Source organism: Flavobacterium sp. C4GT6, assembly GCF_036347315.1.
Lineage (GTDB): Bacteria > Bacteroidota > Bacteroidia > Flavobacteriales > Flavobacteriaceae > Flavobacterium.
In genome coordinates, this window is sequence record NZ_JAZGZU010000018.1 from 67,751 (window position 1) to 93,268 (window position 25,518).

15 protein-coding genes, 2 tRNA genes and 1 pseudogene are annotated in these 25,518 nt (G+C 38.3%); 10 read left to right on the forward strand and 8 right to left on the reverse strand.

The window, feature by feature from the left end:
* Positions 1-12: 12 nt before the first annotated feature.
* Genes V3Z67_RS16550 through V3Z67_RS16570 form a run of 5 tightly spaced genes read left to right on the forward strand, consistent with a single transcriptional unit; the run spans position 13 to position 3,162 of the window.
* Positions 13-990 (forward strand): M23 family metallopeptidase, encoded by a 978-nt coding sequence (locus V3Z67_RS16550; protein ID WP_330444372.1) that lies wholly within the window; start codon positions 13-15, stop codon positions 988-990.
* Positions 990-1,319 carry a MerR family transcriptional regulator gene (locus V3Z67_RS16555; RefSeq protein WP_035135955.1) on the forward strand — a complete coding sequence of 110 codons (330 nt, stop codon included), beginning with the start codon at positions 990-992 and terminating at the stop codon, positions 1,317-1,319. The genes V3Z67_RS16550 and V3Z67_RS16555 overlap by 1 nt, the downstream gene beginning before the upstream one ends.
* 12 nt (positions 1,320-1,331) lie before the next feature.
* The gene (locus V3Z67_RS16560) at positions 1,332-1,931 is read left to right on the forward strand and encodes a LemA family protein (RefSeq protein ID WP_330444373.1); all 600 of its coding nucleotides are present in this window, start codon (positions 1,332-1,334) and stop codon (positions 1,929-1,931) included.
* 5 nt (positions 1,932-1,936) lie between these two features.
* Positions 1,937-2,374 carry a TPM domain-containing protein gene (locus V3Z67_RS16565; RefSeq protein WP_330444374.1) on the forward strand — a complete coding sequence of 146 codons (438 nt, stop codon included), beginning with the start codon at positions 1,937-1,939 and terminating at the stop codon, positions 2,372-2,374.
* Positions 2,374-3,162: a TPM domain-containing protein gene (locus V3Z67_RS16570; protein WP_330444375.1), complete on the forward strand. Its 789-nt coding sequence runs from the start codon at positions 2,374-2,376 to the stop codon at positions 3,160-3,162. The genes V3Z67_RS16565 and V3Z67_RS16570 overlap by 1 nt, the downstream gene beginning before the upstream one ends.
* 73 nt (positions 3,163-3,235) lie before the next feature.
* Here the strand turns inward: V3Z67_RS16570 and V3Z67_RS16575 are convergent, their stop codons facing one another.
* The 3 genes from V3Z67_RS16575 to era form a co-directional block, all read right to left on the reverse strand.
* Positions 3,236-6,040 (reverse strand): TonB-dependent receptor, encoded by a 2,805-nt coding sequence (locus tag V3Z67_RS16575; protein ID WP_330444376.1) that lies wholly within the window; start codon positions 6,038-6,040, stop codon positions 3,236-3,238.
* A gap of 87 nt (positions 6,041-6,127) precedes the next feature.
* Positions 6,128-7,435 (reverse strand): ribosome biogenesis GTPase Der, encoded by a 1,308-nt coding sequence (gene der, locus V3Z67_RS16580; protein WP_330444377.1) that lies wholly within the window; start codon positions 7,433-7,435, stop codon positions 6,128-6,130.
* A 97-nt stretch (positions 7,436-7,532) separates the two neighbouring features.
* Entirely contained in the window at positions 7,533-8,417 is an 885-nt protein-coding gene (gene era, locus V3Z67_RS16585; RefSeq protein ID WP_330444378.1) for a GTPase Era, read from the reverse strand.
* A 116-nt stretch (positions 8,418-8,533) separates the two neighbouring features.
* Between era and V3Z67_RS16590 the strand changes: the two genes are divergently transcribed.
* Positions 8,534-8,606 (forward strand) — tRNA-Met (locus V3Z67_RS16590).
* A gap of 99 nt (positions 8,607-8,705) precedes the next feature.
* Here V3Z67_RS16590 and V3Z67_RS16595 read toward each other — a convergent pair.
* Complete coding sequence (locus tag V3Z67_RS16595; RefSeq protein WP_330444379.1) at positions 8,706-9,521, reverse strand: hypothetical protein; 816 nt, start codon at positions 9,519-9,521, stop codon at positions 8,706-8,708.
* 500 nt (positions 9,522-10,021) lie between these two features.
* Here V3Z67_RS16595 and V3Z67_RS16600 point away from each other — a divergent pair.
* Positions 10,022-10,094 (forward strand) — tRNA-Met (locus tag V3Z67_RS16600).
* A 77-nt stretch (positions 10,095-10,171) separates the two neighbouring features.
* Positions 10,172-11,119: a hypothetical protein gene (locus V3Z67_RS16605; RefSeq protein WP_330444380.1), complete on the forward strand. Its 948-nt coding sequence runs from the start codon at positions 10,172-10,174 to the stop codon at positions 11,117-11,119.
* Between the two features lie 374 nt (positions 11,120-11,493).
* Here V3Z67_RS16605 and V3Z67_RS16610 read toward each other — a convergent pair whose 3' ends face one another.
* The 4 genes from V3Z67_RS16610 to V3Z67_RS16625 all read right to left on the reverse strand — a co-directional run bounded on the left by V3Z67_RS16610 (position 11,494) and on the right by V3Z67_RS16625 (position 21,384).
* A complete protein-coding gene (locus tag V3Z67_RS16610; RefSeq protein ID WP_330444381.1) occupies positions 11,494-12,483 on the reverse strand; it encodes a PorP/SprF family type IX secretion system membrane protein in 990 nt (329 codons plus the stop codon).
* 2 nt (positions 12,484-12,485) lie between these two features.
* On the reverse strand, positions 12,486-20,111 hold the full coding sequence (locus tag V3Z67_RS16615) for a PKD domain-containing protein (protein ID WP_330444382.1): 7,626 nt from the start codon (positions 20,109-20,111) through the stop codon (positions 12,486-12,488).
* A 260-nt stretch (positions 20,112-20,371) separates the two neighbouring features.
* Positions 20,372-20,794 (reverse strand): hypothetical protein, encoded by a 423-nt coding sequence (locus V3Z67_RS16620; RefSeq protein ID WP_330444383.1) that lies wholly within the window; start codon positions 20,792-20,794, stop codon positions 20,372-20,374.
* A 149-nt stretch (positions 20,795-20,943) separates the two neighbouring features.
* A complete protein-coding gene (locus tag V3Z67_RS16625; protein ID WP_330444384.1) occupies positions 20,944-21,384 on the reverse strand; it encodes a hypothetical protein in 441 nt (146 codons plus the stop codon).
* A gap of 229 nt (positions 21,385-21,613) precedes the next feature.
* On the opposite strand from V3Z67_RS16625, the gene V3Z67_RS16630 reads away from it, so the two are divergent.
* Positions 21,614-22,837, forward strand: a complete 1,224-nt coding sequence (locus V3Z67_RS16630) for a DUF4856 domain-containing protein (RefSeq protein WP_330444385.1) — start codon at positions 21,614-21,616, stop codon at positions 22,835-22,837.
* Between the two features lie 240 nt (positions 22,838-23,077).
* A pseudogene (locus V3Z67_RS16635) lies at positions 23,078-25,518 on the forward strand (hypothetical protein); the annotation flags it as partial.

Sequence of the window (25,518 nt, forward strand, 5' to 3'; positions counted from 1 at the left end):
ATAAATTAGAACATGGCGAAGGTAAAATATTATTACGATACAGAAAATCTGGCTTATCGTAAAATTAAACCCAAAAAGGGAAAACGACTTGGTGTTGTGGCGCTTTTTTTAGTGTCTTCGGCACTTTTTGGTTTTTTGGCTTTTGTGGTGCTTTTAAATACCCCGTTTTTTGAAACTCCTAAAGATAAGCTGCAGGCACGTGAGATAGAGAATCTTAAGGTAAACTATGAGATAATCAGTAAGCAAATGGAAGAGGCTACTGCTGCGCTTGAGGCTATTGAAGACAGGGATAATGATTTGTACAGAGCTTACTTTAATACATCTGCAATACCCGATGAACAGCGCAAAGCCGGTTTTGGAGGAGTTAACCGTTATAAGGAACTGGAAGGGTATAATAACTCTGACCTTGTAATTAATACTACAAACAGGCTGAATGTACTGCTTAAAGAACTTGCAGTACAGTCTAAATCGCTTGATGAAATTGCAAAATTGGCAAAAGATAAAGAACAGTTACTTGCTGCCATACCTGCCATACAGCCTGTAAAGAATGAAGATTTGAGGCACATGGCTTCAGGTTTTGGATATAGGAGTGACCCTTTTACCAAAATCAGGAAATTTCATGCGGGGATGGACTTTTCGGCTAAAACCGGAACACCCATCTATGCAACGGGAGACGGAGTGGTACAGCGCGCCGATAGTAAAGCTACAGGTTACGGTAATCACATAGTGATAAAGCATGGTTTTGGTTATGAAACCCTTTATGCTCACCTTAGTAAATACAATGTAAAAGTTGGACAAAAGGTGAAAAGGGGAGATGTAATAGGTTTTGTAGGTAGTACCGGTAGGTCTGAAGCACCTCACCTGCACTATGAAGTACATAAAGGAGGAGAGGTTATTAACCCTATTAATTTCTATTACGGAAACATTTCTGCAAAAGAATACGTTTTAATTTCTAAATTAGCTAATCAGGAAAACCAATCGCTTGACTAATGCATTTAGATCTGCCTGAAAAAAGATACTACAGCATAGGCGAACTCGCCACTGCTTTTAACGTAAACTCATCACTTATACGGTTTTGGGATAAGGAATTTGATGTCCTTAAACCAAAGAAAAATGCCAAAGGCAACAGGATGTTTACTCCTGAGGATGTTAAAAACCTACAGCTTATATATCATTTGGTAAAGGAGAGGGGGTTTACTCTTGAAGGTGCTAAGGTGCACTTAAAGGAGGGACAGAAAAAAACTCTGGATAAGTTTGAGATAATTCGTAAATTAGAGGCTATCAAAACAAGTTTATTAAACATTAAAAACGAACTTTAAAAACAAACATAAATGAAAAAGTGGTTAATTCCGGTAATTGTAATTGTAGTTATACTAGGTATAGGATTTTTTTGGACAATGGGCATAAAAAATGGTGCCATTGCTCAAAAACAGTCTGTTGATAAGAATTGGGGTAATGTAGAAACATCATACCAGAGAAGAAATGATCTTATAGGTAATCTTGTTAAAACTGTAGAGGGCGCTGCAAACTTTGAGAAAGGTACTTTTACGGCTGTTACCGAAGCAAGATCGAGAGCTAATTCAGTACAGGTAGATCCAAGTAACGCAACGCCAGAGCAACTTGCGGCCTATGCAAAAGCCCAAAATGACGTTCAGTCATCATTTAGATCGTTATTAGGAAATATTACCGTTGAAGCATATCCTCAACTTAGGAGTAATGAGAACTTTCTTAAATTACAGGATGAACTTGCTTCTACCGAAAATACAATACAGACAGCACGTACCAGATATAATGAGAGTGTTGAGTCATACAACAACTATGTTTTAAAATTCCCTAACTCAATATTCTTAGGGGAATATAAAGAAAAACCATATTTTAAATCAGTTGAAGGTGCAGAAACACCAACTGAAGTTAATTTTGATATAAAATAAAATGTATGTCTGAAACAGAAGATTTTTTAAATGCGGCCGAAGAGCAGCAAATAGTGAATGCTATTAAGGAAGCCGAAAAAAACACTTCGGGAGAAATTAGAGTACATATCGAAAATCATTCAGAAAAACCTCCACTCGAAAGAGCTCAGGAGGTTTTTTATCAATTAGGTATGGAGACTACAGCAGCCCGTAATGGAGTTTTGTTTTATGTAGGGGTTAGTGATCATACTTTTGCTATAATTGGTGATGAGGGTATTGATAAGGCTGTAGAAGCAGATTTTTGGAATACTACCAAAGATGTTGTTATCTCCCATTTTAAAGAAAAACGATATAAGGAAGGCTTGGTAGAAGGTATTTTAAAAGCAGGAGTAAGGCTTAAAGAGTATTTTCCTTATCAAGATGATGATATTAATGAGCTTCCTGACACAATTTCAAGAGGATAATGAAAAATATTAAATTTCTATTACTACTACTTATAAGTTTATTCCTTGTTGAGGGAGTATATGCGCAATTTACAATACCTCCTAAACCTAAAGGCTATAAACAAACCAGTGTTTATGATTATGCAGGATTGTTAAGCTCTTCTGAAAAGAGGGCGCTCGAAGAAAAACTGGTACGATACTCTGATACTACATCTACCCAGATAGTTGTGGTTACTGTAGAGACTATTAAAGGTGAGAATATAGGTCTTTTAACTCCCAAATGGGCTCAGGAATGGGGCGTAGGGCAGGAGAAAGAAGATAATGGGGTATTTATATTGCTGGCGGCAAAAGAAAGAAATATATGGATATCTCCAGGGTATGGAGTTGAAGATAAGCTTACAGCCGGAGTAGTTGGTACATTGACCAGACGTGTAATTATTCCTGAATTTAAAGCAGGCAGTTATTATAGAGGACTTGATAAAGGTACTGATGCTATAATTGAAATACTTAAAGGGACATATAAAGGAGGGGCTAAAAGAGAAAAAGGTGTTGGTGGCGGTTTAGTTTTCTTTTTTATATTTTTATTTATAGTGATTATTTCCATACTGTCCCGCAGAGGCGGTGGCGGTGGTGGTCGTGGTAACAGATCAGGAGGGTCAACCTTAGCCGATATAATAATATTGAGCAGCTTAGGTCGTGGTGGCGGCTTCGGTGGCGGTAGCGGCTTTGGAGGAAGTTCCGGTGGCGGTTTTGGCGGAGGCTTTGGCGGAGGCGGCTTTAGTGGCGGTGGTGCCGGTGGAAGCTGGTAAGAATGACTTAACCGAATTTATATACATAAAAAAGAGACTGCAAATTGCAGCCTCTTTTTTTATATGTATATATTTAGAACATCCAAAAACGGCTTCCTCTGCTCTTGGTTTCTTTTCCGCCAAACTTTTTAATCTTATAAGTAAGTGAGAACATTACATAACGTTTTAAGACAGTGTTTTGCTGATCGTAAATTGAGTTTGATGATATGGTTCTGGATGTGCCCAGATTTTGGTCTAAAATATCGTATACTTTTACTTTAAATAATAACTGGTCGTTGTAAAAGTTATACCCTAAACTTGCATTCCATAAAAAGAAGTCTTTCTTAAACCCATCTGAAAGCTGAGAGTTATAGGTGTACCCAAAGTCATTTCCTAAAACAAAATGTTTAGGCCAGTAGCTAGTGGTTTGCAGGTTTACAACATGTGTAAAGTTAGACTGTGTGCCGATATTGAAATTAGTGTAGTCTACTTTACGATAGGTGTATTTGTATGATGGTGATATATTTAATAATTCACCAAAATCATAATTTAATCCTACTTTTGGAGAAATGCGGTAGGTGTCAGATTGATATTGTTCTCCGTTAGTATACCCCTTTCCTTTGTCAAAGCCTCCGTTTACTCCAATATTTACCCTAAAAGAATGTTCGTCTTTTTTGAAAGTTTTATTAGCGTTTGCGCCAAACCATGAATTATATACTCCCGAAACGTTGGTGTAAGTAGTTGTGGTTTTACCGCTTGGTGCTATGGTTGTATTGTCAACTACATCACTAGTGGTAAAATTACCTCCACCATAAATATTATATCCTGACCTGGTAGAGTAATCATAATTACCGAAGGATAAATAGAAATTATGGTATTTATTAGGGTCAAGGTCAGGGTTTCCAGTGGTAGTGTAAAGAGCATTACTTAAATCTTCTACCGGAAGTACCTGGCTTGCCTGAGGGAACCAAACGTCATAACTGTAGTTGGCGTACAAATATTTTGATTTGCTTAATTTATAGTTACCGTAAAAGTTTGCAGTAGGGTATATATAGGTTTTGTTTAGGCTGTAATCAGTACCCATGTAGCTCGAAAAATTGTCGAACTGAGTAACAGATGTGCCTGCTTCAAAATTAAGGGAATACTTGCTTTTGTTAATAGTAATTCCTGTAGAAGGAGTTACTGTATTAGTTTTAGAAGACAGGTAATTTGTTAATGCATCATTAGCTATAGTGAAATCACCTGTTGCATTATCAAAGTCAAACCCTTCTCTGTCTTCAATTTGCTGATTACTTGTGTATTCAGCGCTAATTATCAGTTTAAGTGAATCGGTTACCGGTTCAGAGTATCTCGCCCTAAGTCTGTAATTGTCAACAGCTCTTCTGTTGTATCTAACCTGGTTTCTTATGTCTGATGTTGTGTTGCCATCTTCATAAAAATAAGTTTCAGATTGATTGTAGTTAGCCCCTTCACTCTTATTGTTTTCATTAGAAAGCGATAGACTTATACCTCTACCCTTATGTCTAAAGGCTTTATGGTAGTCCAGATTGCTTTCAAAATTATCTGTGTCAGTTTCTGAAAATGTAGTACCATCACTCTCATTGATTAAAATGTCATCCTGATTAAAGGTATTTTGGGATGAGATGTTTCGGGTTTTTGAATTGTTTTTTGTAAATTTAGGACTATAGTTAATTGTTGAAGTAGAGTCTATTTTATACTCAAACTCTGTGTTTGCATTATGGGCATATTGATCGGTTTCGCTTTTAGAAAATGAGTTTGTGATATTTTTTTTGTCTACACCGCTGCCATCTTCCGGTAAAAATAACTCCATGCGTGTCCTGTTTTCATTTTCATTATTGGCACTGGTATAAAAATAGTTGATGTTAGGCTCAAGCTTTTTAAACCATGTATCTGAAAAACTAACACCTACCATATTGGATTTTGTTATACCTGATCCGCCTCCAAACTGTATACCGTTAATATTAAAACTTCCGTTTCCGCTGTAATATATATTACTGTTACGTCCGCCTCTCATATTGTCGAAAATTTCATCCATGGAGAAGCCGGTAGAATTAATATTATTTGAAGAAGCAAGTACGCTTAATCGTTGCTTGTCTTTAAAGTAGTTAAAGAGAAGGCTGCTTTCATAGCGGTCGTCACTACCATATCCTGCCATAGCTTTTCCAAAAACACCTTTGTTTTTGTCTTCATCTATAGTAAGGTTAATACTGGCGTTATTGCCACTGGCTTTTTCACCCGAAAGTTCTTCTTCTTTGGTTTTTGTGTCGGTAACCTGGACTTTGTTGATGATCTCTGAAGGCAGGTTTTGAAGGGCTATTTTACCATCCTTGTCAAAAAATGGCTTACCGTTCACTAATATCTGGTTTACTTCCTTTCCGTTTACGGTTATTTTACCTTCATCATCAATTTCCACTCCGGGTAATTGTTTTAAAAGCTCCTGGACATTGGCATCGGGCCTTACTTTAAAGGATGAGGCATTAAATTCGAGCGTGTCCGATTTTATTCGGATAGGAGGTACTTCTCCTTTAATGACTACTTCACTAAGTTCGGTAGCGTTATCTTTAAGAACAATGGTGCCAAAATCATCGTCTGCTTTAAGAATTTCAAAACGCTTAGTGTAGCTGGCCATTCCTATAAAGGAAATTTTCAGGTAAACGGGATCATCAATTTTTCGGGTTTTCATCTCCCACGATCCATTCTTTTTAGTAATTGTGTAGTCTACTACCGTTGAATCTTTTACAGAGGTTAAATAAACCGTTGCCGATTCCAAGGGATAGTTAGTGTCATCAGTAACAACTCCTTTAAGGGTTATACTTTGGGCAAAACAAAATGTTGAGAACATTAAAAATAAAAAGAGGAGTAAGGAACTCTTTTTCATAGCGATAAAAAAAATTAGCTGGTTAGTAAGGTATGTCTTATTAAACAGCTAATTAATGATTTTAGTATGTTAAAAGCAAGAAAAACTTTATTTCTGACGGAAGTAGACATCTATTGGCACGCCCGAAAAGTCATAATGCTCTCTTAACTTGTTCTCTATAAAACGTCTGTAAGGTTCCTTTACATATTGTGGAAGGTTACAGAAAAATACGAACTGCGGTGTTGCTGTAGGTAACTGCATACAGTATTTAATTTTAATGTATTTACCTTTTAGTGCCGGTGGCGGATTGTTCTCTATAATAGGAAGCATGAGCTCGTTCAACTTAGAGGTGGCAACACGCTGTTTTCTGTTTTCAAATACCTGTACGGCGGTTTCAAGCGCTTTAAGTAAACGCTGTTTTGTTAAAGCAGAAACAAACAGAATTGGCACGTCATTAAAAGGCTGAAGCTCTTCGCGTATTTTTTTCTCGTAATCACGTGTGCTCATAGTATCTTTCTCAATAAGATCCCATTTGTTCACAAGGATTACAACACCCTTGCGGTTTTTTTCTGCCAGCCAGAAAATACTCTGATCCTGACCTTCAAAACCACGTGTAGCATCTATCATTAGTATGCAAATGTCACTGTGCTCAATAGCTCTTACCGAACGCATTACCGAATAGAATTCAAGGTCTTCCTTAACCTTGGCTTTACGGCGTATACCAGCTGTGTCTACAAGGTTAAATTCAAAACCAAAACGGTTATATTTTGTATCAATAGCATCGCGGGTAGTACCGGCAATATCAGTAACTATATATCTGTCTTCGCCAATAAGTGCATTGATGAAAGATGATTTTCCTGCATTAGGTCGTCCTACAACAGCAAAGCGTGGTAATGCTTCTTCCTCTTCAACTTCTTCAGGTTCCGGTAAAAGGTCGGTTAAAGCATCAAGAAGTTCTCCTGTACCCGATCCGCTCATACCTGCAATGGTATAGTAATCACCAAGTCCCAGGTTGTAAAACTCAATAGCATCGTCAACACGCATAGCGTTGTCTACTTTGTTCACAGCAAGAAGTACCGGTTTAGTAACCTTACGTAAAAGTTTAGCGACTTCATCATCCATAGGGGTGATGCCGTCTTCCACATCTACAACAAATATAATAACATCGGCCTCATCAATAGCAAGTTCTACCTGGCGACGTATTTCTCCTTCAAAAATATCGTCAGAACCTTTAATGTAACCTCCTGTATCTATTACAGAAAACTCTTTTCCGTTCCATTCGCTTTTTCCGTAATTTCTGTCACGCGTTACCCCGCTAACAGAATCTACGATAGCTTCCCTGCGCTGTATCAGTCGGTTAAAAAAAGTAGATTTCCCTACGTTAGGTCTACCTACTATGGCTACGATATTGTTCATTTCGTTGTTTTAAATTTTTTGCAAAAGTACATATAAACTGCTTAAATTACTAAACAGCCTGTAACTTAGTTTTTTTGCTGTGTTTTGACTTGCTGTTTTATTTTTGGTTGTACCCGAAACGTTTAAGCTGGAATGGGTTAGATCGCCAGTTTTTGTTCACTTTTACAAAGGTTTCAAGATGGATTTTTTTGCCAAAGAATTTTTCCAGCTCTTCTCTTGCCTGTATTCCTACCTTTTTAATGGCTGCTCCTTTATTACCTATAATGATACCTTTTTGGGTGTCGCGCTCTACCATGATGACAGCTCTTATCCTGATGATGTCTTCATCTTCAAAAAATTCCTCGGTCTCAATTTCTACCGAATACGGAATTTCCTTATCATAATTTAAAAGGATTTTTTCGCGTATGGTTTCGTTTACAAAGAAACGCTCAGGCTTGTCGGTAAGTGCATCTTTAGGGTAATAAGGAGGAGAATCTGGCAGTAACTCAATAATCCTGTTGAATACTTCTTTCACGTTGAAATTCTCCAGTGCCGATATAGGATAGATTTCGGCATTAGGCACTTTTTCTTTCCAAAGGGTTACCTGCTCTTCCAATTGCTCTTGAGACGACTTGTCTATTTTATTAAGTAATAGTAAAATCGGAATTTTAGCATGTATGATTCTCTTAAAGAAAGCTTCGTCCTTAAGGTCTTTTTCGCCTACTTCAACCATATAGATAAGTACATCGGCATCTTCAAAGGCCGATTTTACAAAGTCCATCATGGATGTTTGCAGTTCGTAGGCGGGTTTAATGATTCCGGGAGTGTCTGAAAATACTACCTGGAATTCTTCTCCGTTCACAATACCCAGTATACGGTGGCGGGTAGTTTGTGCTTTAGAGGTTATAATAGATAGGCGTTCGCCTACAAAGGCGTTCATTAGGGTAGATTTCCCTACGTTAGGGTTCCCTATAATGTTTACAAAGCCTGCTTTATGTGACATATAAAAAAAGTTATGCTGCAAAGGTAGTCATATCAGCGCAATAGAAGAAATAAAAAGATTTTTGTGTGTTTTTCTTGTAGTTCTGTATAATGGTTGTATATTTGCACCCGAAACAACGCGGGATAGAGCAGTAGGTAGCTCGTCGGGCTCATAACCCGAAGGTCACTGGTTCGAGTCCAGTTCCCGCTACTAGGTAAAAGGCTTCACATTTGTGAAGCCTTTTTATTTTAATTGAAACTTATTCTTTGCGTTTACACTTGAAATACTCAAGATAGGAGGATGTTTGTTTTAATTTTCTTTATGGTGCAATTTTTCCATAATTATATTAAAAAAACCTATAAATAAATTTTCATCGATTTCTTTATGATTATATTTTAAATTGTTTAACATCCAATAAAAACTTTTATTATATAATTTAATTATATGTGAATTAACGACTTTATAATTTTCAGGCTCAATAAGTTTTAAATTATCATATTTTTTCTCCAGTTCTAAATATTCAACTTTCCAATCTTTTTTTGTTAGGGGATAATATTGATAGTTAGGATCTATTAATTTATTAAAACTATCCGAAGGTGGATTGTATTCAAATAGTTGATAGAGTATCTGCCAAAAACTTCCTTTATTTAATTTGTCTCTTTCTTCTTTACTCAACTTTTTCATTTCTTCGAAGGATAGAGTTCGATAATTTTCAAGAACCTTTCTTCTTGTTAATTCATATGGCTTAATTTTAGAGTCGAACAGCTTTTTAAATTGAGATTTCAAATAAAGAAATTTAGTTTTCCAACTAATCTTATTTTCTTTTTCTGTTTTCTTATAGTCATAAGAAATGTATTTAAAATAACCATCGCTAAAACACTCTTCGTAAAATTCTCCTGTATAAATTTCCATAAGGGTGCTTGATATTAAATCAACATAAATATGACTACCTATTGACTCTTTAATATTGCTTATATATGGGTATTCAGTTTTGATATGGATTTCGTAGTAATAATCTTCATCATAATCAATTGAATTAATTGGGAAGATTCCTAGAATATAATTGTAATCCTCTGTTTCTTCAAACGAAACCAATACATAAGGTTTGTATTTTGAGTGTTCCATATAGTTTAGTTATGACAGTATCTGAATTATTTACAAGTAAAGTAGTTAGAACAAAGCTACCCATTTTAGGTAAAATATTATAGTATTAAAAATTTTCACTATAATTTATTAGATTGCTAATGCGATAACATTTTAATAATTTTCATAAAGTTGGTTAGATATTTTAATTCTTCCCGCTACTAGGTAAAAAAGGCTTCACATATGTGAAGCCTTTTTTTTGAGTTTTAAATTCAAAGCTATGAAGGAGAAGACGTTTAAGTATTTGCGAACTGTTTTTATAATTGTATTTGTTGTTTATAATTATAGTTAGAATATAGTATAATTAAAACAGCTGATTCATAATTGTTTACTATAAAGAATGGGATAGTATTGCTTTGCATATAATAGGTTGTGATTAATGGTAACCTAATTAGTTCATTCTTTGACAAACAATAATGATAATTAAATTAGATAGATTGAGGTATTTCAATAATAATGTTGTATATTTGCACCCGAAACAGCGCGGGATAGAGCAGTAGGTAGCTCGTCGGGCTCATAACCCGAAGGTCACTGGTTCGAGTCCAGTTCCCGCTACTAAGTTTAAAAGGCTTCACATATTTGTGAAGCCTTTTTGTTTTAAAAATGTATTTGAATATAAACCTTACCATTGCATGAGAACAATAATACTACTTCTTACTCTCTTCTTATTATCCAATTTAAAGTTACAAGCCCAAACAGACGAGGCGCGTATACATTTACCTACTCCTACAGGAATGTGGCAGGCAGAGGTAAGGTATATGAATATGGATCAAAACTTACTTGTTTTTGGTAATTATTACACACCGGTAATTAAAGCGGAAGCAAATGTTATACCCGTTACACTTTCTCATACTTTTGGGATAAGAGGTAAGCGGGCAAAAGTATCAGCTATGGTTGCTAGGGTGACTTCTTTCAATGTTACCTTAAAAGAGACTCCTATTCCTGATGCTCAGGAGAAAGGTTTTGCAGATGGTTATGTTGCTTTTGAAATGGGTATTATTAATAATGATGCTAAAAATTCAACTGATTTTTTTGAGACCAATCCGGAAAAGTTTAATATGAATGGTCTGTTTAGGTTTTGGTATTCTGATAAGACGAGTTATAGCTCTGATAACCTTATTAATATTGGTTCTAATCGAATGGCTTTTGAATTTGGGTTACCAATGCAGATTAGAATAAATAATAATACCTCAAAAATATTATGGTTGGAAACCTGCCCGGGTATTCAGTTTTTTACTCCAAATGATGAAGCGAGTAGAGGTGGTTTTGGTAAAATGACGCAAAAAGCTTTGTTTTATCTTGAAAATCACTTGTCTTATAATGTTACCTCAAAATTTTATGGTGGTATTACAGTCACATATAAGCAGGGAGGTCAGGCTTTTTATGAAAGGCTATTGGTAAGAGGAGCCAACCAAATTTCTATTTTAAGCGGGGGAGTGTTTTTGGGATACAAATTAATACCTTCATTAGAGTTTAAAGCCAGTTTTGACAGTTTAGTGTTTGGGGAGAGTAGGGTAACTTATCAGGCAGTTGGGGCTGGATTGGTTTTCAGTTGTTTTGATTTGAAGTTGAAGCAATAATTTTATTCTTAAGATTTAATTAATTTTCAAATAAAATATCTATTATTAATTTTAATACAGTAGATTTAGTAAAGTTAATAATTAACTATAAAGTAAACTTTTTTAAATTGGGTGCAAAGGCAGGGGATTCCCTGCCTTTTTTATGGTTTTCCGTTTTCTAAATCTCTTTTTCCTGATTACTTTTAATACAGTTTAGCACTAACCAATTGTATTGGTTTATAACTTATTTGGTTGGAGAGGTAGGATGTGGGAATTTCCTACCTCTTTTATTTTTAATCAAACTACAACCTAATCAGGAGATAGTTGCTGTTACTTAAGCGTATTAAATACTAATCATTTAAAATACAAAGCCCGTCTAAACGGACTTTTTTATGTTAGTAATAGTCAGGGCAACCGTGACATTGTTTTTCCCAATTAAACTGATAAATCAGCGAGAATTCATGTATCCCTCCGGTTCGTCCCATATTGTTAGTTAGTATGTCGTAAGAATATCCAACCTTAAAATGTTCGTATTTCAATCCGAAATAAGGATTAACAGAGGTTAACAGGTTACTGTTTCCATTGTTTTTTGCCGGATTTGTAGCGGCTATGGCACCTACAAATATCCTTTCAAAAATGATTCCGACCCCTAGGTCAAACCTGTTATACTTAGCCTGTTGCATATAATTGGCTGTAAACAATAACTTAGAGTTGTATGGAAGGAAAGTATTTGTAAAGTTAGAAAGCTTAAATTCGTAGCCTGCATTAAGCGAGAACAACATCTCCAAAGGTAAGTTGCCAGCCTGCATAAATGATATGTTTGGCTTGTTAAGGTGTTTTAACGAGGCGCCAAACCAGCATTCCTCATTATTAAACAATACTCCGGCACCAATATCAAAAAAGGTTATTTTCTCATTGAGTGCAAGCGGATCTATACTGGTAGCATCGATAACACCGGTACCAAGGTTAAGCTGGTCTTCCAATACCAGGTTTTGAAAACCGTATGATTTTGTCCCGAAGCCTACCTCAAGGGCAGGATGGAAGTACCAGTAGTCTGATATCTGTACCCTGTAAGCATAGGATGCATTAACCTGCGATAACTGATAGTTTGTGAACGATTCCCTCTGGCTTAAAAAGTTTACACCAAAACCACTGTTCATCTCTTCAGACCAGGTGTTTAAAAAAGCATAATCGCTGTTTATTTTCAGTGAGGCATCCGGCCATTGGGTTCTGTGCATTACACCTATAGAAGTAGTTTCCATAAAGCCTGTAAAGCCGGGGTTTACTGTTTGCGGTACCATAAAATACTGGGTAAAAATAGGGTCCTGAGCCCAACAGGTATTAAATGCTAATATTGTGATTATAATTATTACTATTCTTTTCATTTCTACTTAATTAATGCAAAAGGTCCTTCAAAATTTACAAACTGGCCGTAAAATGTTTCGGCATTAATACGGTAATAATAGTTTCCGTTTTCAGACGGAATATCCTGAATATAACCGTTCCAGCCTCTTATCACTTCGCCTTTTTCGCTGTAGATAAGAGAACCCCAGGTGTCATAAACATTCAGTTCAATACTTTTGAAACCTTTGTACACAGCGCTAAATGTATCGTTAACACCATCGGCATTTGGTGTGAATGCATTCGGGATCATAACCTCATAGCCTTTTGTTACTTTAATTATAATACTGTAAGTATCTGTACACCCATAAGGGTATACTACGGTAAGGGTAACGGTATAGGTGCCTTCTCTTACATAGGTATGGGTAGGGTCAATCTCATCAGAGAAGCTTCCGTCTCCAAAATCCCAAGACACTTCTGTATAATCTCCGGTCGACTCATTAGTAAAACTTACCGGATCCATAATAGAATATATCTGATAAGTGGTATAAGCGTATGATTCAGCCGTGAAGAAAGCCTCACCCAGTTGTTGTGTATCTACCTCAAATGTTTGTGTAGCGGTACAGCCCATAGAGTCGGTTGCAGTAACTATTACAGTGCCGTTCTGGTCGGTGGTCATAAACTGACCAAACTGTCCGCTAACATCTCCCGTAGTCCATGAGTACTGGAAAGGAGGAATACCTCCTTCTGCATGGGCTACGTTAACCTGACTTACAAAATGAGTATCACAGTTAAAATTAATATCGTTTGATACGGTAAGCGTAATTGGATCAGGTCGTGTAATGGAGTAGGTAGCTGAATTAGAACAACCGTTAGCATCTGTTACCTCTACAAAGTAGTTGCCTGATGTAATATTTGTAAGGTCTTCTGCCGTAACTCCGTTAGACCAGTTGTAGGTATATGGAGGAGTACCTCCGGCTACTAACAGGTCAATCGCACCACTCATGGTATCATCACAATCGGTAGCGTGCGTAATATTGGCATCTAGTATTAATGCGGCCGGTTCAACTATAGTAAACGTCCTGATGATTTCACAAGGTGTACCATCGGTAATAGTAGCGGTATACGTACCCGCACCTAAATTGTTTCGTGTAGTACCTGCTGTAGAACCATCACTCCATGTAAGTGTTACCGGGGCAATACCTCCTATAAGGTTAAGTGCTATACTAGCATCGTTAGCTCCGTGGCAGGATATGTTAGTAAACTCAGGGTTTACTGTAAATACAGGAGCTTCTTCAATAACTACCGAAATACTCTTAGTACAGTTGCTTTCGTCGGTTACGATAATGGTATAAGTACCAGCACCCAAATTATCCTGAAATGTACCTGTAGCAAGGTTACTCCATTCGGCAACATAAGGCGGATTACCTCCTGATATGGTTAGTGAAATAGAAGCATTATCTGCGCCATAACAGGTAATAGGGGTTGTTGTAGGTATGATTATTATTTCAGGCTGTTCAGTTATTATAACTGTTAGTGAGGCGTTACAACCTGAATTATCGGTTACTGTTAACGTGTAAGCTCCCGCAGTTAAACCTATAGGGTCTTCATTGGCAGAAGTAAATCCGTTAGGGCCTGTCCAGCTGTATTCATAATCTCCGGCAGGAAGTGGTACGCCTCCGGTTACGGTAACATCAATTTCACCTGTGGCATCACCAAAACAAATTACATTCATATGAGTTTCGGTGATAGTAATCTCTTCCGGTTCGGTTAAAGTGTAAGTACTGCTAAGTGCTGTACAGTTGTTGGTGTCGGTTAGCGTAAGTTCATACGTGCCTGCAACCAGCCCGGCAAGGTTTTGCTCGGTTGAGGTAAATCCGTTAGGACCTGTCCATGTAAAAATATAATCAGAAGTACCACCTGTAGGGAGTATGTCTATAGTACCGTTATTTCCACCAAAACAGCTCACACCATAACCGTTATAGTTTGAAACTGTACCAGTATAAGTTATAGGCTGTGGTTCTGTTATGGTATAGCTTTCCGTTAGCGGACAAGCTCCTGTTGTATCATTAATAACTACGGTATACGTACCCGGTTGCAGGTTGGTAATATCCTGAGTGTCGGCAATAAATCCGTTTGGTCCTGTCCAACTGTAAGTATATCCGGGGTAACCGCCTTCAACGGTAAGATCTATAGCAGCATCCTGATAGCCAAAACAACTTATGCTAAACCCGTTAAAGTCGGTAACTATAGCCTCAGTAATTGTAACACCCGATTCCGGCTGAGTGATAATAATATCCTCAAGTGTTTTAACAGTACCGTTAGCATCGGTAACCTGTACGGTATAGTTGCCCGCAGGTAAATTGTCAAAAACATAATTTTCAGCAAAAGTATCTTCAACCGTTTCAATCACGGTACCGTCTTCAATCATCAGTACATAATCAAAAGGAGCAATGGAAACCTGAGTAATCTCTATCTCAATAACACCTGTAGCGGCTCCAAAACAACTAACATCCACATGGCTTGTATTGGCTTCGCTAATGGTAAGCGGAAGCGGTGCATTGATTTGTATGGTAAGTTCTATGTCGTTACATAAGCCATCGCTTATAATAACGGTATAGGTGCCTTCTCCTAGGTTTTCAATATTCTGGGTGTTGGCAGTAAATCCGTCAGGGCCAGTCCAGCTGTATGTGTAAGTACCCGAACCACCTGTAGGGGTAAGGTTAATCCAACCATCTGTAGCTCCCGATGTACTTATCTGGAATCCGTTATAGTCTGAAATATCAGATGATACACTAAATTCCGGACTAACCGTAACCACCACTTCAAAAGGTTCTCCTGTACAGTTTCCGTCAGGAGATACAGGTGTAACAGTATAGGTAGCTGTCTGGTTAGTTGCCGTAGGGTTGGTAAGTGTACCTGTAATCAGTGACGCGTCGCTGCCTGACGTGCTTCCGGTAATGCCGCCTGTAACTACAGGAATACCCCATTGGTATACTGTTCCTGCCGGAAGTATAGTCGCATTGCCCGCAGGGTCATAACTAAAGTCACTTCCGCTACAAACAAGCAATTCGCCATCTTCAACAGTTGCAGCAGGGTATAGGGTAACCGTAACCGTGAATGTTTCACCATTACAGTTATTGACAACAGGTGTAACTGTGTAGGTAGCCGTAACTGCTGTATTGGTAGTATTGATTAATGTCTGACTGATTTCAGGTTGCGGAGTAGCCTGTGCACTGCTGCCTGTAAAGCCTGTACCTGCCGGAGCTGTCCAGGTGTACATAGTATTTGCCGGAACATTATTCCCATTACCATCAGGGGTAACAGTAAATGTTTTGTTACTACAGGTTTCTGTATTAATATCATTAACCGATGGTAGAGCATAGATTGATATTTCAGCAGCTTCTGATAAGATTACCGAGCAGCCTTCTATCGGGAATGTAATTTCACAATAGTAATACAAAATTCCCGGGTTGGTATCTGTAGGCTGATATGTATCTGATGTTGCTCCCACAATAGGAGTACCTGTGGTTGTATCGTTTACTGTATTGCTGTACCACTGATAGGTTGGCGTACCTGTACCATTTGTATAGTCTACATTAAGTTCTGATATCGGTTGCCCTGCACAAAGATCTTCAGATTGTGGTTGTGTACTTATAATGGGAGAAGGGTTTACAATAACCTCTGCAGTATGACTTGTCACACTACAACCCGATCCTTCTGCAGTAATAATACAATAGTAATAAGTTGTACCTACGGTATTGGCAGGAGGGTAGTAGGTATCTGCTGTTTCGCCTACTATTTCAGTACCTCCTGTATTGTTGTTTGTTGTGTTGCTATACCATTGGTACGAAAGTAATCCTACGCCGCCTGTAGCGGTTACAGTTATATCTTCTGCAAACGGACTTTGGCATAACGACTGTGTGGTTATAGGTTGTTGTGTAACTATCGGATCAGGTACTACAACAACTTCGGCAACTTCACTGGTAAGGTTACCACATCCGTTGTTTTCAAAATCAACAGTTACATAGTAATAATAAGCTCCTTCGGCTGTAAAAGCAGGAGGAGTATAAGTATCCTGAGTCGCTCCTGTAATTAATGTTCCTCCGGAGTTTGAAGCTGTGGTGTTACTGTACCATTGGTAAGTTGTATTACCTCCGTCACCATCATAAGCTACACTTAGCTCTGAAGCAGTACCGTCCACACATAAACTTTGCGTTACAGTTGGTTGCTCAATAATTACAGGTATAGCATTTACATTTACTTCGGCAGTGTCCGATGTTATTAGAGAACACCCGCCTACAGGGAAGGTTATAATACAGTAGTAATAAGTTGTGCCTTCTGTTGCGGTTGGAGGTGAATAGGTAGAGCTTGTAGCTCCTGCAATTTCGGTTCCTGTTGTGTTGTCATTAACAGTGTTGGAATACCACTGATAAGACGGTGTTCCTGTACCGTTAGTATAGGTTACAGAAAGTGTATTTGGAGTACCGCCTACACATACATCGCTTGGAAGAGGTTGTTCACTAAAAACCGGAGCGGCTATAATATTTACCCCGGCAGTTTGAGAAGTAACACTACATCCCAGTCCGGTTTGCGATACTACGCAGTAGTAGTATACCATGCCCGCAACGTCTGTAGGTGGAGTAAATGTTGAAGCTGTTGCTCCTGTTACGGGTGTCCCCGAAGTGTTATCGTTAGCAGTATTACTGTACCATTGATAGGTAAATGATCCTACACCTCCCGACGCAGTAACTTCAAGAGTTGTAGCCAGAGCATTTTGACAAAGTGACTGAGTTAGTACTGGATCACTGTCAATTACAGGATCTGGCGATACAGTTATGGTTATAGTGTTACTGGTAGCCTGGCATGCAACACCGTTAAAAGTACTCGTAACAATACGCCTGTAGTAAGTTGTGGCTGTAAGTGTTTCTGGAGTGTAAGTCTCGGCAGTTGCCCCTGCAATATCAGTATAGGTTATATCATCTGTTGAGCTTTGCCACTGATAGGTTAATGTCCCTGCGCCCGATGCCGATGTAGAAGTAGTAATGGTATTTGGAATACCTCCTGTACATATGGTTTGATTTTCTTCAATAACACCTTCATAAACATCGTTAACAGTAATGGCTATAAAGTTGGTAGTAGCGCTACATTCTACGCCGTTTAGGGTACTTGTAACCCTTCTTCTGTACCAGGTGTTTTGTGCGGTAGCCGGAGGGTCGTAAGTCGCATCTGTAGCCCCTGCAACATCAGTAAAGTCGGTTATGTTACTGGTGGTTGATATTTCCCATTGGTAAGTGATTGTTCCTTCAGCTGTTGCGGCTGTGGTTTCTGTAAGGATTGCAGGGTCACCTCCGTTACAAATAGTTTGGGTAGCGGCTATAGCCCCCTGATTTATTTGGTTTACAAAAACGGTAACCTCGTCTGTTGCCGTACATCCGTTAGAATCGGTTACGGTTAGGATGTAGGTAGTAGTTGCTGTTGGAGCTGCTTCGGGTGTTGCTGTTGTTGCATCGGTAAGTCCTGTTGCAGGAGTCCAACTATACGTGTATCCAATTCCCGATCCGCCTGTGGCAATGCCTTCTAAAGTTGTTGATTCGCCTTCGCAAATAGTTGCATTGTCTCCTGCTTCGGCAAATACAACAGGACCAATGATTATAGATTGTGAGTTAGATACTGTGCCACAATCGTTGGTAATAGCAACAGTAAAAGTATGTGTGCCCGATGTGGTATAGGTTACGCTAGGCTCAGCATCAGTAGAGGTTGAAGGTGTACCTCCCGGAAAATCCCATAAATAGGTTGGTGTTCCGCCATTACATTCGGTAATGGTTACGGTAGGTGTAATGGTTACTTCGGTAGCACCACATAAAGGATCTATAGGATCTATAGTTACCGTAGGCGGTTTTCTTACCGTTACTGTTTTAGTAATCTGTTCAGCACCACAAATATTAGTAGCTATAAGCCTTATGGTGTATGTACCTGCGGTGTTAAATGTGAAAGCAGCATCTTTTGAATCGGCATCTGTACCGTTTGCAAAATCCCATTCGGGAGTAGTATTGGTATCACATTCGGCAGCTGCAAATGTTACGCTCCAGTTGTATATTACATCACAGGAGTTGCTTTCGTCTGTTGTATTTGTTGTTGCTATCGCCAATGGTGCACATCCCTCGTTTGTGTTTAAGTCAAAATCAGGGGCAAGCAGACTCTCAATGCAAATAGTTCTGTTTATAGAATCGGTACCACATCCATTTTCTGTTGATAAAGTTACGGTGTACTCTCCCGGAGTGGTATATTGATGTATTATATCTGTAGGTGCTGTTAACGGGCCTTGAGTTTGTGTTGAACCATCTCCAAAATCCCATGTGTAAATTACTCCGGTTGTACAACCTGAATTAAATCCTGAATCTGAGGTGTTAATAAAGGTAATGTCGCTATTTGTACATGCTGTAGAAGGTGCCTCAAAATTAGCATCAGGAGCTTTATTGATTTTTATTGCGTTTATTGTTGAAACTGTTGAGCCACAGGCATTACTTATGGTTAATGTTGCTATGAATTCAGATGCAGGACAGTTTGAAGAGGTATAGATGTGCGGTACTTGTTGATTCGTATTTGTATTGTTTAGTGGATGTTGAAGAGTGACAGGTGGTGTGTCGTCACCAAAATCAATAGTATATGTTGTTCCTGGTGAATTTGACTGCCAGTTGGTAATTTCAAAATTTAAAGGTAATGTTGGAGCACATAGATTTGTAGTTGAACCGGGAGAGGAGAGTCCTCCGGCAGGGTTTGATACGTTGCGGACTAAATAAGTTTTAGTTGTGTTGCATCCGTTAGTACTTTGTGCTGTGATTAATAATGCAAATGAGCCAAGTTCATTATAAGTATGTTCTATAGGGAATGTCACATTTGATTCTGCTGGAGTGCCATCACCCCATTCTATTGAGTAGCTCGTAATGCACGAGGTGTTAATTGTTGAATTTCCAACTGCTATAGTATAAGAAGGATCTGTTATTGAAGCATCTGTACAGTTATTAAAAGGCTCTGCCGCAAAAGGATCATTTTGGTCATTGAAATTTATATCAGGTTGTTCCAAAATTATAATTTCTTCTGTTATTACTTCAGATGTACATCCATTAGCATCAGTAACAGTTAAGGAAATATTAAACGTTTGGGTGTTGCATCCAAATGCTATAAAAGCATGTTCAGGAATTGCATCGGTAGATGTATTACCATCACCAAAATTCCAAAAGTAAGTGAATGGTGCTGTACCATTACTTATGTTTGGAGTAAGTTGTACTGTTTGTCCACTACATTGATTATTGGAGAAATTAATATTATTTACTATAGGTGGTTCACTTACCGTAACGGTAAATGCAGTTCTGTCTGAAACTTCTCCGTTAAGACTGGCTTCCGCATAATACGTTGTGGTAGATGAAAGCCCGTTGGCAGAAAAACTTCCCCCGGTTGCAAAAGGGATTCCCCCGGTTTCAACATCATACCAGTTAATTTCTGCACCCGGTACAGCTGAGGCTGATAGTGTAACATCTCCGGAGCCACATAGTGTTGAGGTTCCGATAACTACCGGCGGATCGATATCAAATAAGTCCGTGGTTTTTGGTGTAGCCAATAATGTGAATGAACACAACAGTAGGGCTATGACAAGGTAAAATTGTTTCATACACAATTTTATTTTAAGTGGGGGCGGGTTAATAATTGGTTTGGTTTCGCAAACCTACGAATATTTTGTTAACGTAGAGTTAAGTCTAAATAATTAAGGGGATTATTACCGGGGCTAGAAAGGGGATTTATCCTTTTTTTGTAATTTACTGAATATTAGCTGTTTGTTTGGTCTGGCATTGTTATCTAATTTCTTTGACTATTAGAATGATATATCTTAATTATAAAAACAAACCCCGGCAATTGCCGGGGTTTATGTTTTTACTGAACAGTAGTTTTGTCAAACACGCCTAACTCGGCAGTTTGAACTCCGTTTTCCCATAGCGTAACAACAATTAAGTTGAGCTCTTTGATATAATCACTTATCCTGATCTCAAATGAATCACTCAGGTAAATAATTAACCAACAGTCGCTGTTTACGAAAATGGTGTAACTGTTCAGGTCGAGGTCATACAAACCTTTAACCGAAACATGGTTAGGGGTGATTGTTATTTCAACCTCCTCTTTGCCCGTTTTAGGGGCTCCTGTATGTTTTGTGTATTCGCCTTGTAGTTGAGTAGGTACTGTGTAGGTACTATGGTAGGGGCTGAGTTGGGTGGGCTCCTGGTTAACCTCCTGTGGTTCACACGAGGTTCCTAATAGAGAAACTATCCCTAAAAGGATTACTACAAAACAAGATTTCATAAAACGTGGGGGTGTGGGATTAAGCTACAAATATAGATAATTATTTGATTGATAGTTGTTTTTGAGTTAATTATTGAATTATTAACGTGATTAAATTGTTATTAAATAAAAAAGACTCCACAATTGCGGAGTCTTTCTCAAAGTACTGATTATCGGTTAAGGCTGTGGTTCTTTTGTTTTACCTTGTCATAAATGCCAAGATCGTTAATAATCTGTCCGTTTTCCCATAAAGTGATGTGCACAAAGTTTTCCTCTTTAATGTAGTCACTTATTCTTATCTCCTGTGTATTAGAAAGATAAATAATGGTCCAGCAAGTTCCGTTTACATATACTTTGTATTGGCTAAGGTCCAGATCATACATGTCCTTAATCCAAAATCTGTCGGCAGTCAGTTCAATAACAACTTCTTCTTTGCCGGTAGTACTTTTACTGGTGTGTGAGTAATAACCCCCTTTTAGTTGGGTTGGTACAGACTGGCTCACATAAGTAAGTTCATTTTGTGTGGTGATTTGGTCGGTGTCCTGTGGTTCACAGGAGCATCCCAGCAAGGCTACTAAGCCAGCTAGGAAAGTAAAAATAGTATGTTTCATTATTTGGGGGGATTTAATTACAAAATTAATAAATAATTAATAAGTAAATATTTATTAATAAATTTAATTTCACTTAAGTTGTTAACAATGTGTTAATTATTTTTTTTAGCCTAGTGTTTTGGGGCTTTTTGATAGTAAATTTATTTAGATTTACTATAAATAATTTTATTTTATGTGTTAGTATGTTTTATATTTGCAGCCACAAAAACAACAATTAATCCACATTAAAATGAATTTTAAGGCTATTACTATTTTAGCTGCGGCTACGTTTACTGTATCTTCTTTGGTTTCATGTTCAAGTGATGATGATAGTGTTAATGATCTTTCTTATGAGGTTCCTTCTACTTATCAGTTTGAAAGAAACGGGGAGACAAGTGTTAATTTTTCAGGACAGACGCAAAGAATAAAAATGCTTGCTGAGTTTGATGCTTATTCTAAAAATCAGGCAGGATATCCTGACTTTGATGCTCAAAAGGTTGTAGATATGTTCTCAAACAGTAATAACCCTTTTGCAGATGATGAGCTTAATAATTCTGGTAAACAATTAAGAAATAAAACTGCTGCTTCGGCTGATTATTTTTCGGCTAATACTGTAGAAGCTAATGAAATCAAAACTACTTTTGATGCCCTTTTTGTAGAGATGGGTACTGTAGCAACACAATATGAAACTACAGGTGCTCCGGGTGTTGCCGGTTCGGTAGATGCAGGTAAAAGACTGGTAAACGGGGGCGGACTTGAAATCAATCAGGCTATCATAAAAGGTTTAATGGGAGCTTGTTTTATGGATCAGGCACTAAACAATTACCTAAGTACTACTGTGCTTGATGAAACAAAACTTGCTAATGATGCAGGTACTCTTGAAGATGGTGCAAACTATACTACTATGGAGCATAAGTGGGACGAAGCTTATGGTTATGTGTTTGGTTATACTACTACTAATACCGATGGTTCTGTAAAGAAATATTACTGGGAAAGCTATATGAATACTGTTAACGGTAACCCTTATTTTGAAGGTGTTACAGATAATATTAAAAATGCTTTCATTAAAGGTAGAGCTGCTATAGTTAATAAAGACTATACTACCCGTAACGAGCAAATACAGGTAATTAAACAAAATCTTTCGGTTATAGGTGCAGTTAGAGCTGTATACTATTTACATGAAGGTAAGGAGCTGTTATCTACAGATGAGCTTGCTACTATTAAGTCATTCCACGCACTTTCTGAAGCTTATGGTTTTATAGCCGGTTTACGTTTTACTAATAATCCTGCTACAAATGCTCCTTATTTTACGGGAGAGGAAGTTAACGGAATGTTAGAAAGCCTTACAGGAGGAGAAAACGGTTTTTGGGATATGGATTATACGTCAAATGCAGCTGATGCTGTTTCGGCTCAGATAGCACAGCGATTTGGTTTTACCGTAGAGCAGGCAATTACCGAAGGAGGTAGCCACTAATACATGTAATATGCATTAATAATATATAGGAGTAAGGCTGCAGTAATGCAGCCTTATTTTTTTAACATATTGTGATATTAGGGTAAATGCTGTTATAATTGTTTTAATGATAATAATACATCAATCATTTTGAATATAATGCAAGATGTTTAATTTTATTCGATTTTTTTGTGTAATTAAGCCTGAATATTTGTTAATTTGGGCAACTTTTTACTGACTAGCTTGTTAAATACCACCATAATGGGAAGAATTAAATTTATTTTTTATGCCTTATTATTTTTAGTGTTTGGCTGTAATTTCGGCTATGCGCTTTCAAATAATGAAATGTTGCTTCCCCCTGCCAATGATGATTGTGCGGGAGCAACACCTTTAACCGTGAACCCAACCGAGATTTGTGTCTCAGGAACCACAGCCACTTTTACCCAGGCTACGGCTTCTACATTAGGTGCAACATGTACGACCCAAAACGGCGCCGATGTTTGGTATGAGTTTACGGCAACTTCTACAGCACATACCATTGCGTTATCCAATTTTTCGGGTACACCACAGTCTATGGTGATTGTTTTGTATGAAGGAGACTGTACAGGACTGACTATGCTTTCGTGTAGCCAAAACAACGTACTTAATGCCTCAGGGCTTAACATTGGAGATACTTATAAAGTAAAAATTTACTTTAACACCACATCTCCCAGTTTAACCAATACTTTTTTGGTTTGTGTTACTACACCACCACCACCGTCTAATAATAACCAGACAGAGTGTTTAATTACCACGGTAAACTACGATTTTGAGCTTCCTAACCTTACATGGTCTAATTTTCCAACATTTGTAAACCACAATGTGGTACAGGGATGGCGTACTACTGCTTCAGATCAAATGATGGAGTTTTGGCAGCAGCCTAACTATGAAAATGTACCGGCATATAGCGGTGACCAGTTTATAGAGCTTAATGCCAATGTTGTTTCGGGAGTTTATCAGGATTATGATACTCCGCAGTCAACAGTATTTAATTACGGGTTTGCACACCGCGGACGTCAGGGCACCGATACCTGTCAGTTATTAGCAGGTCCTCCGGGAGGTCCATATACTCCGGTAACAACTGTATCTACAGGAAATACGGCCTGGAGTTATAATACAGGTACTTACACCGTGCCTGCCGGGCAAACTGTAACACGTTTTATATTACAATCGGTTTCCAGTGTGGGAGGTGCGAGTGTTGGTAACTTTTTAGACGCAATTAGTTTTACGGCTAATAACGGTATCATTTCGCCTAATCCTTTCTATATGGATTGTGGCGAGCTTGTAGCCAGTTTAGAAGCAGCAGGTACAGGTACATGGTCTGCTCACGATAGTAACCCTTCAACGGTAACATTTTCAGACCCTACTTCAAATAATGTAGATGTGTCAGGGTTTTCGGTTCAGGGAATTTATTACTTTGACTGGACTACAGAATATTGTACAAGTACCATAGAGGTTTCTTATACAGGGCCATACCCTTTAGATCCTGTTGTTACAGATATTACTTACTGTCAGGGACAAACGGCAGTGCCTATAGATATTCCGGTAGATGAGCCGGGGTACACAATGTTGTATTACCTTAACGGTACACAGTATTCAAACCCAACACCAGATACTTCTGTTGTAGGCTCTGTTACCTATTATGTAATACAGGAGTCAGATGCCGGATGTCAAACTCCTGCCTATCCTTTAGTGGTTACTGTGAACCCGGGACAGGACCCCGTTACCGATTTTACTCTTCCTGAAGCACTTTGTACCAGTGATGGTACGGTTACGCCAACTACAGGAAATGATTTTACCACAGGAGGTACTTTTAGTGCTCCGGTAGAAGTAGTTATAGATCCAGATACAGGAGAGATAGATTTGTTTGCCAGTACACCAGGTACTTACGATATTACTTATAGTGTAGCAGAAGATATTGAGAACTGTTTAATAGCAGGTAGTAGTACAGTGCCGTTTACTATTAATGCTGCTCCCGTACTTATGCCTGTAACTCCGCTTGAACTTTGTGATGATGCGACTAACGATGGTTTTGCTGAATTTGACTTGGCTCCGGCTATTGCTGAGGCATTAAATAATCAAACAGGATATATAGTTACTATTCACCTTAATCAGGCAGATGCCGAGGCTAATACAAACCCTCAGTCACAGCCTTTGTTTGCTAATACAGTAGCAGGTGGACAGACAATTTATATGAGAGTAGTGGAAGATGGTACAACTACCGATTGTTATACTATAGAGGAAATACAATTATCTGTTCACCTCCTTCCCACCATCTTAGCCCCAATCACGAACTACGTTCAGTGTGACCAGACCGACCCGGATGCCAATGATGGTATCGAGGAATTTGATTTAACCACAAAAGACACAGAAATCACCGGTGGTAACGTAGATTACGCGGTGAGTTACTATATGAGTTTTGCCGATGCCGATAGCGCAACCAACGTTATTACCAATCCGGCAACGTATCAGAACACCACTCCGTTTACCGAGACGATCTATGTACGATTAGAGAACACGGTAACGGGTTGTTACAGCGTTTTTGATTTTGATTTAATCATTAATGCATTACCAACAATTTCCAATCCGGCCGCTGAATTCCATGCCTGTGAGGAAGTACCGGGTCAGGCCGACTTTGTACTGCATGATCATGACCAGGCTGT

Excerpts from the sequence above, each read along its gene's own strand:
- V3Z67_RS16615 (WP_330444382.1), bottom strand. The coding sequence starts at position 20,111 with ATGAAACAATTTTACCTTGTCATAGCCCTACTGTTGTGTTCATTCACA.
- V3Z67_RS16630 (WP_330444385.1), top strand. The coding sequence starts at position 21,614 with ATGAATTTTAAGGCTATTACTATTTTAGCTGCGGCTACGTTTACTGTA.
- V3Z67_RS16565 (WP_330444374.1), top strand. The coding sequence starts at position 1,937 with ATGTCTGAAACAGAAGATTTTTTAAATGCGGCCGAAGAGCAGCAAATA.
- V3Z67_RS16605 (WP_330444380.1), top strand. The coding sequence starts at position 10,172 with ATGAGAACAATAATACTACTTCTTACTCTCTTCTTATTATCCAATTTA.
- V3Z67_RS16610 (WP_330444381.1), bottom strand. The coding sequence starts at position 12,483 with ATGAAAAGAATAGTAATAATTATAATCACAATATTAGCATTTAATACC.
- V3Z67_RS16620 (WP_330444383.1), bottom strand. The coding sequence starts at position 20,794 with ATGAAATCTTGTTTTGTAGTAATCCTTTTAGGGATAGTTTCTCTATTA.
- V3Z67_RS16550 (WP_330444372.1), top strand. The coding sequence starts at position 13 with ATGGCGAAGGTAAAATATTATTACGATACAGAAAATCTGGCTTATCGT.
- V3Z67_RS16555 (WP_035135955.1), top strand. The coding sequence starts at position 990 with ATGCATTTAGATCTGCCTGAAAAAAGATACTACAGCATAGGCGAACTC.
- era (WP_330444378.1), bottom strand. The coding sequence starts at position 8,417 with ATGTCACATAAAGCAGGCTTTGTAAACATTATAGGGAACCCTAACGTA.
- V3Z67_RS16570 (WP_330444375.1), top strand. The coding sequence starts at position 2,374 with ATGAAAAATATTAAATTTCTATTACTACTACTTATAAGTTTATTCCTT.
- V3Z67_RS16575 (WP_330444376.1), bottom strand. The coding sequence starts at position 6,040 with ATGAAAAAGAGTTCCTTACTCCTCTTTTTATTTTTAATGTTCTCAACA.
- V3Z67_RS16595 (WP_330444379.1), bottom strand. The coding sequence starts at position 9,521 with ATGGAACACTCAAAATACAAACCTTATGTATTGGTTTCGTTTGAAGAA.
- V3Z67_RS16625 (WP_330444384.1), bottom strand. The coding sequence starts at position 21,384 with ATGAAACATACTATTTTTACTTTCCTAGCTGGCTTAGTAGCCTTGCTG.
- der (WP_330444377.1), bottom strand. The coding sequence starts at position 7,435 with ATGAACAATATCGTAGCCATAGTAGGTAGACCTAACGTAGGGAAATCT.
- V3Z67_RS16560 (WP_330444373.1), top strand. The coding sequence starts at position 1,332 with ATGAAAAAGTGGTTAATTCCGGTAATTGTAATTGTAGTTATACTAGGT.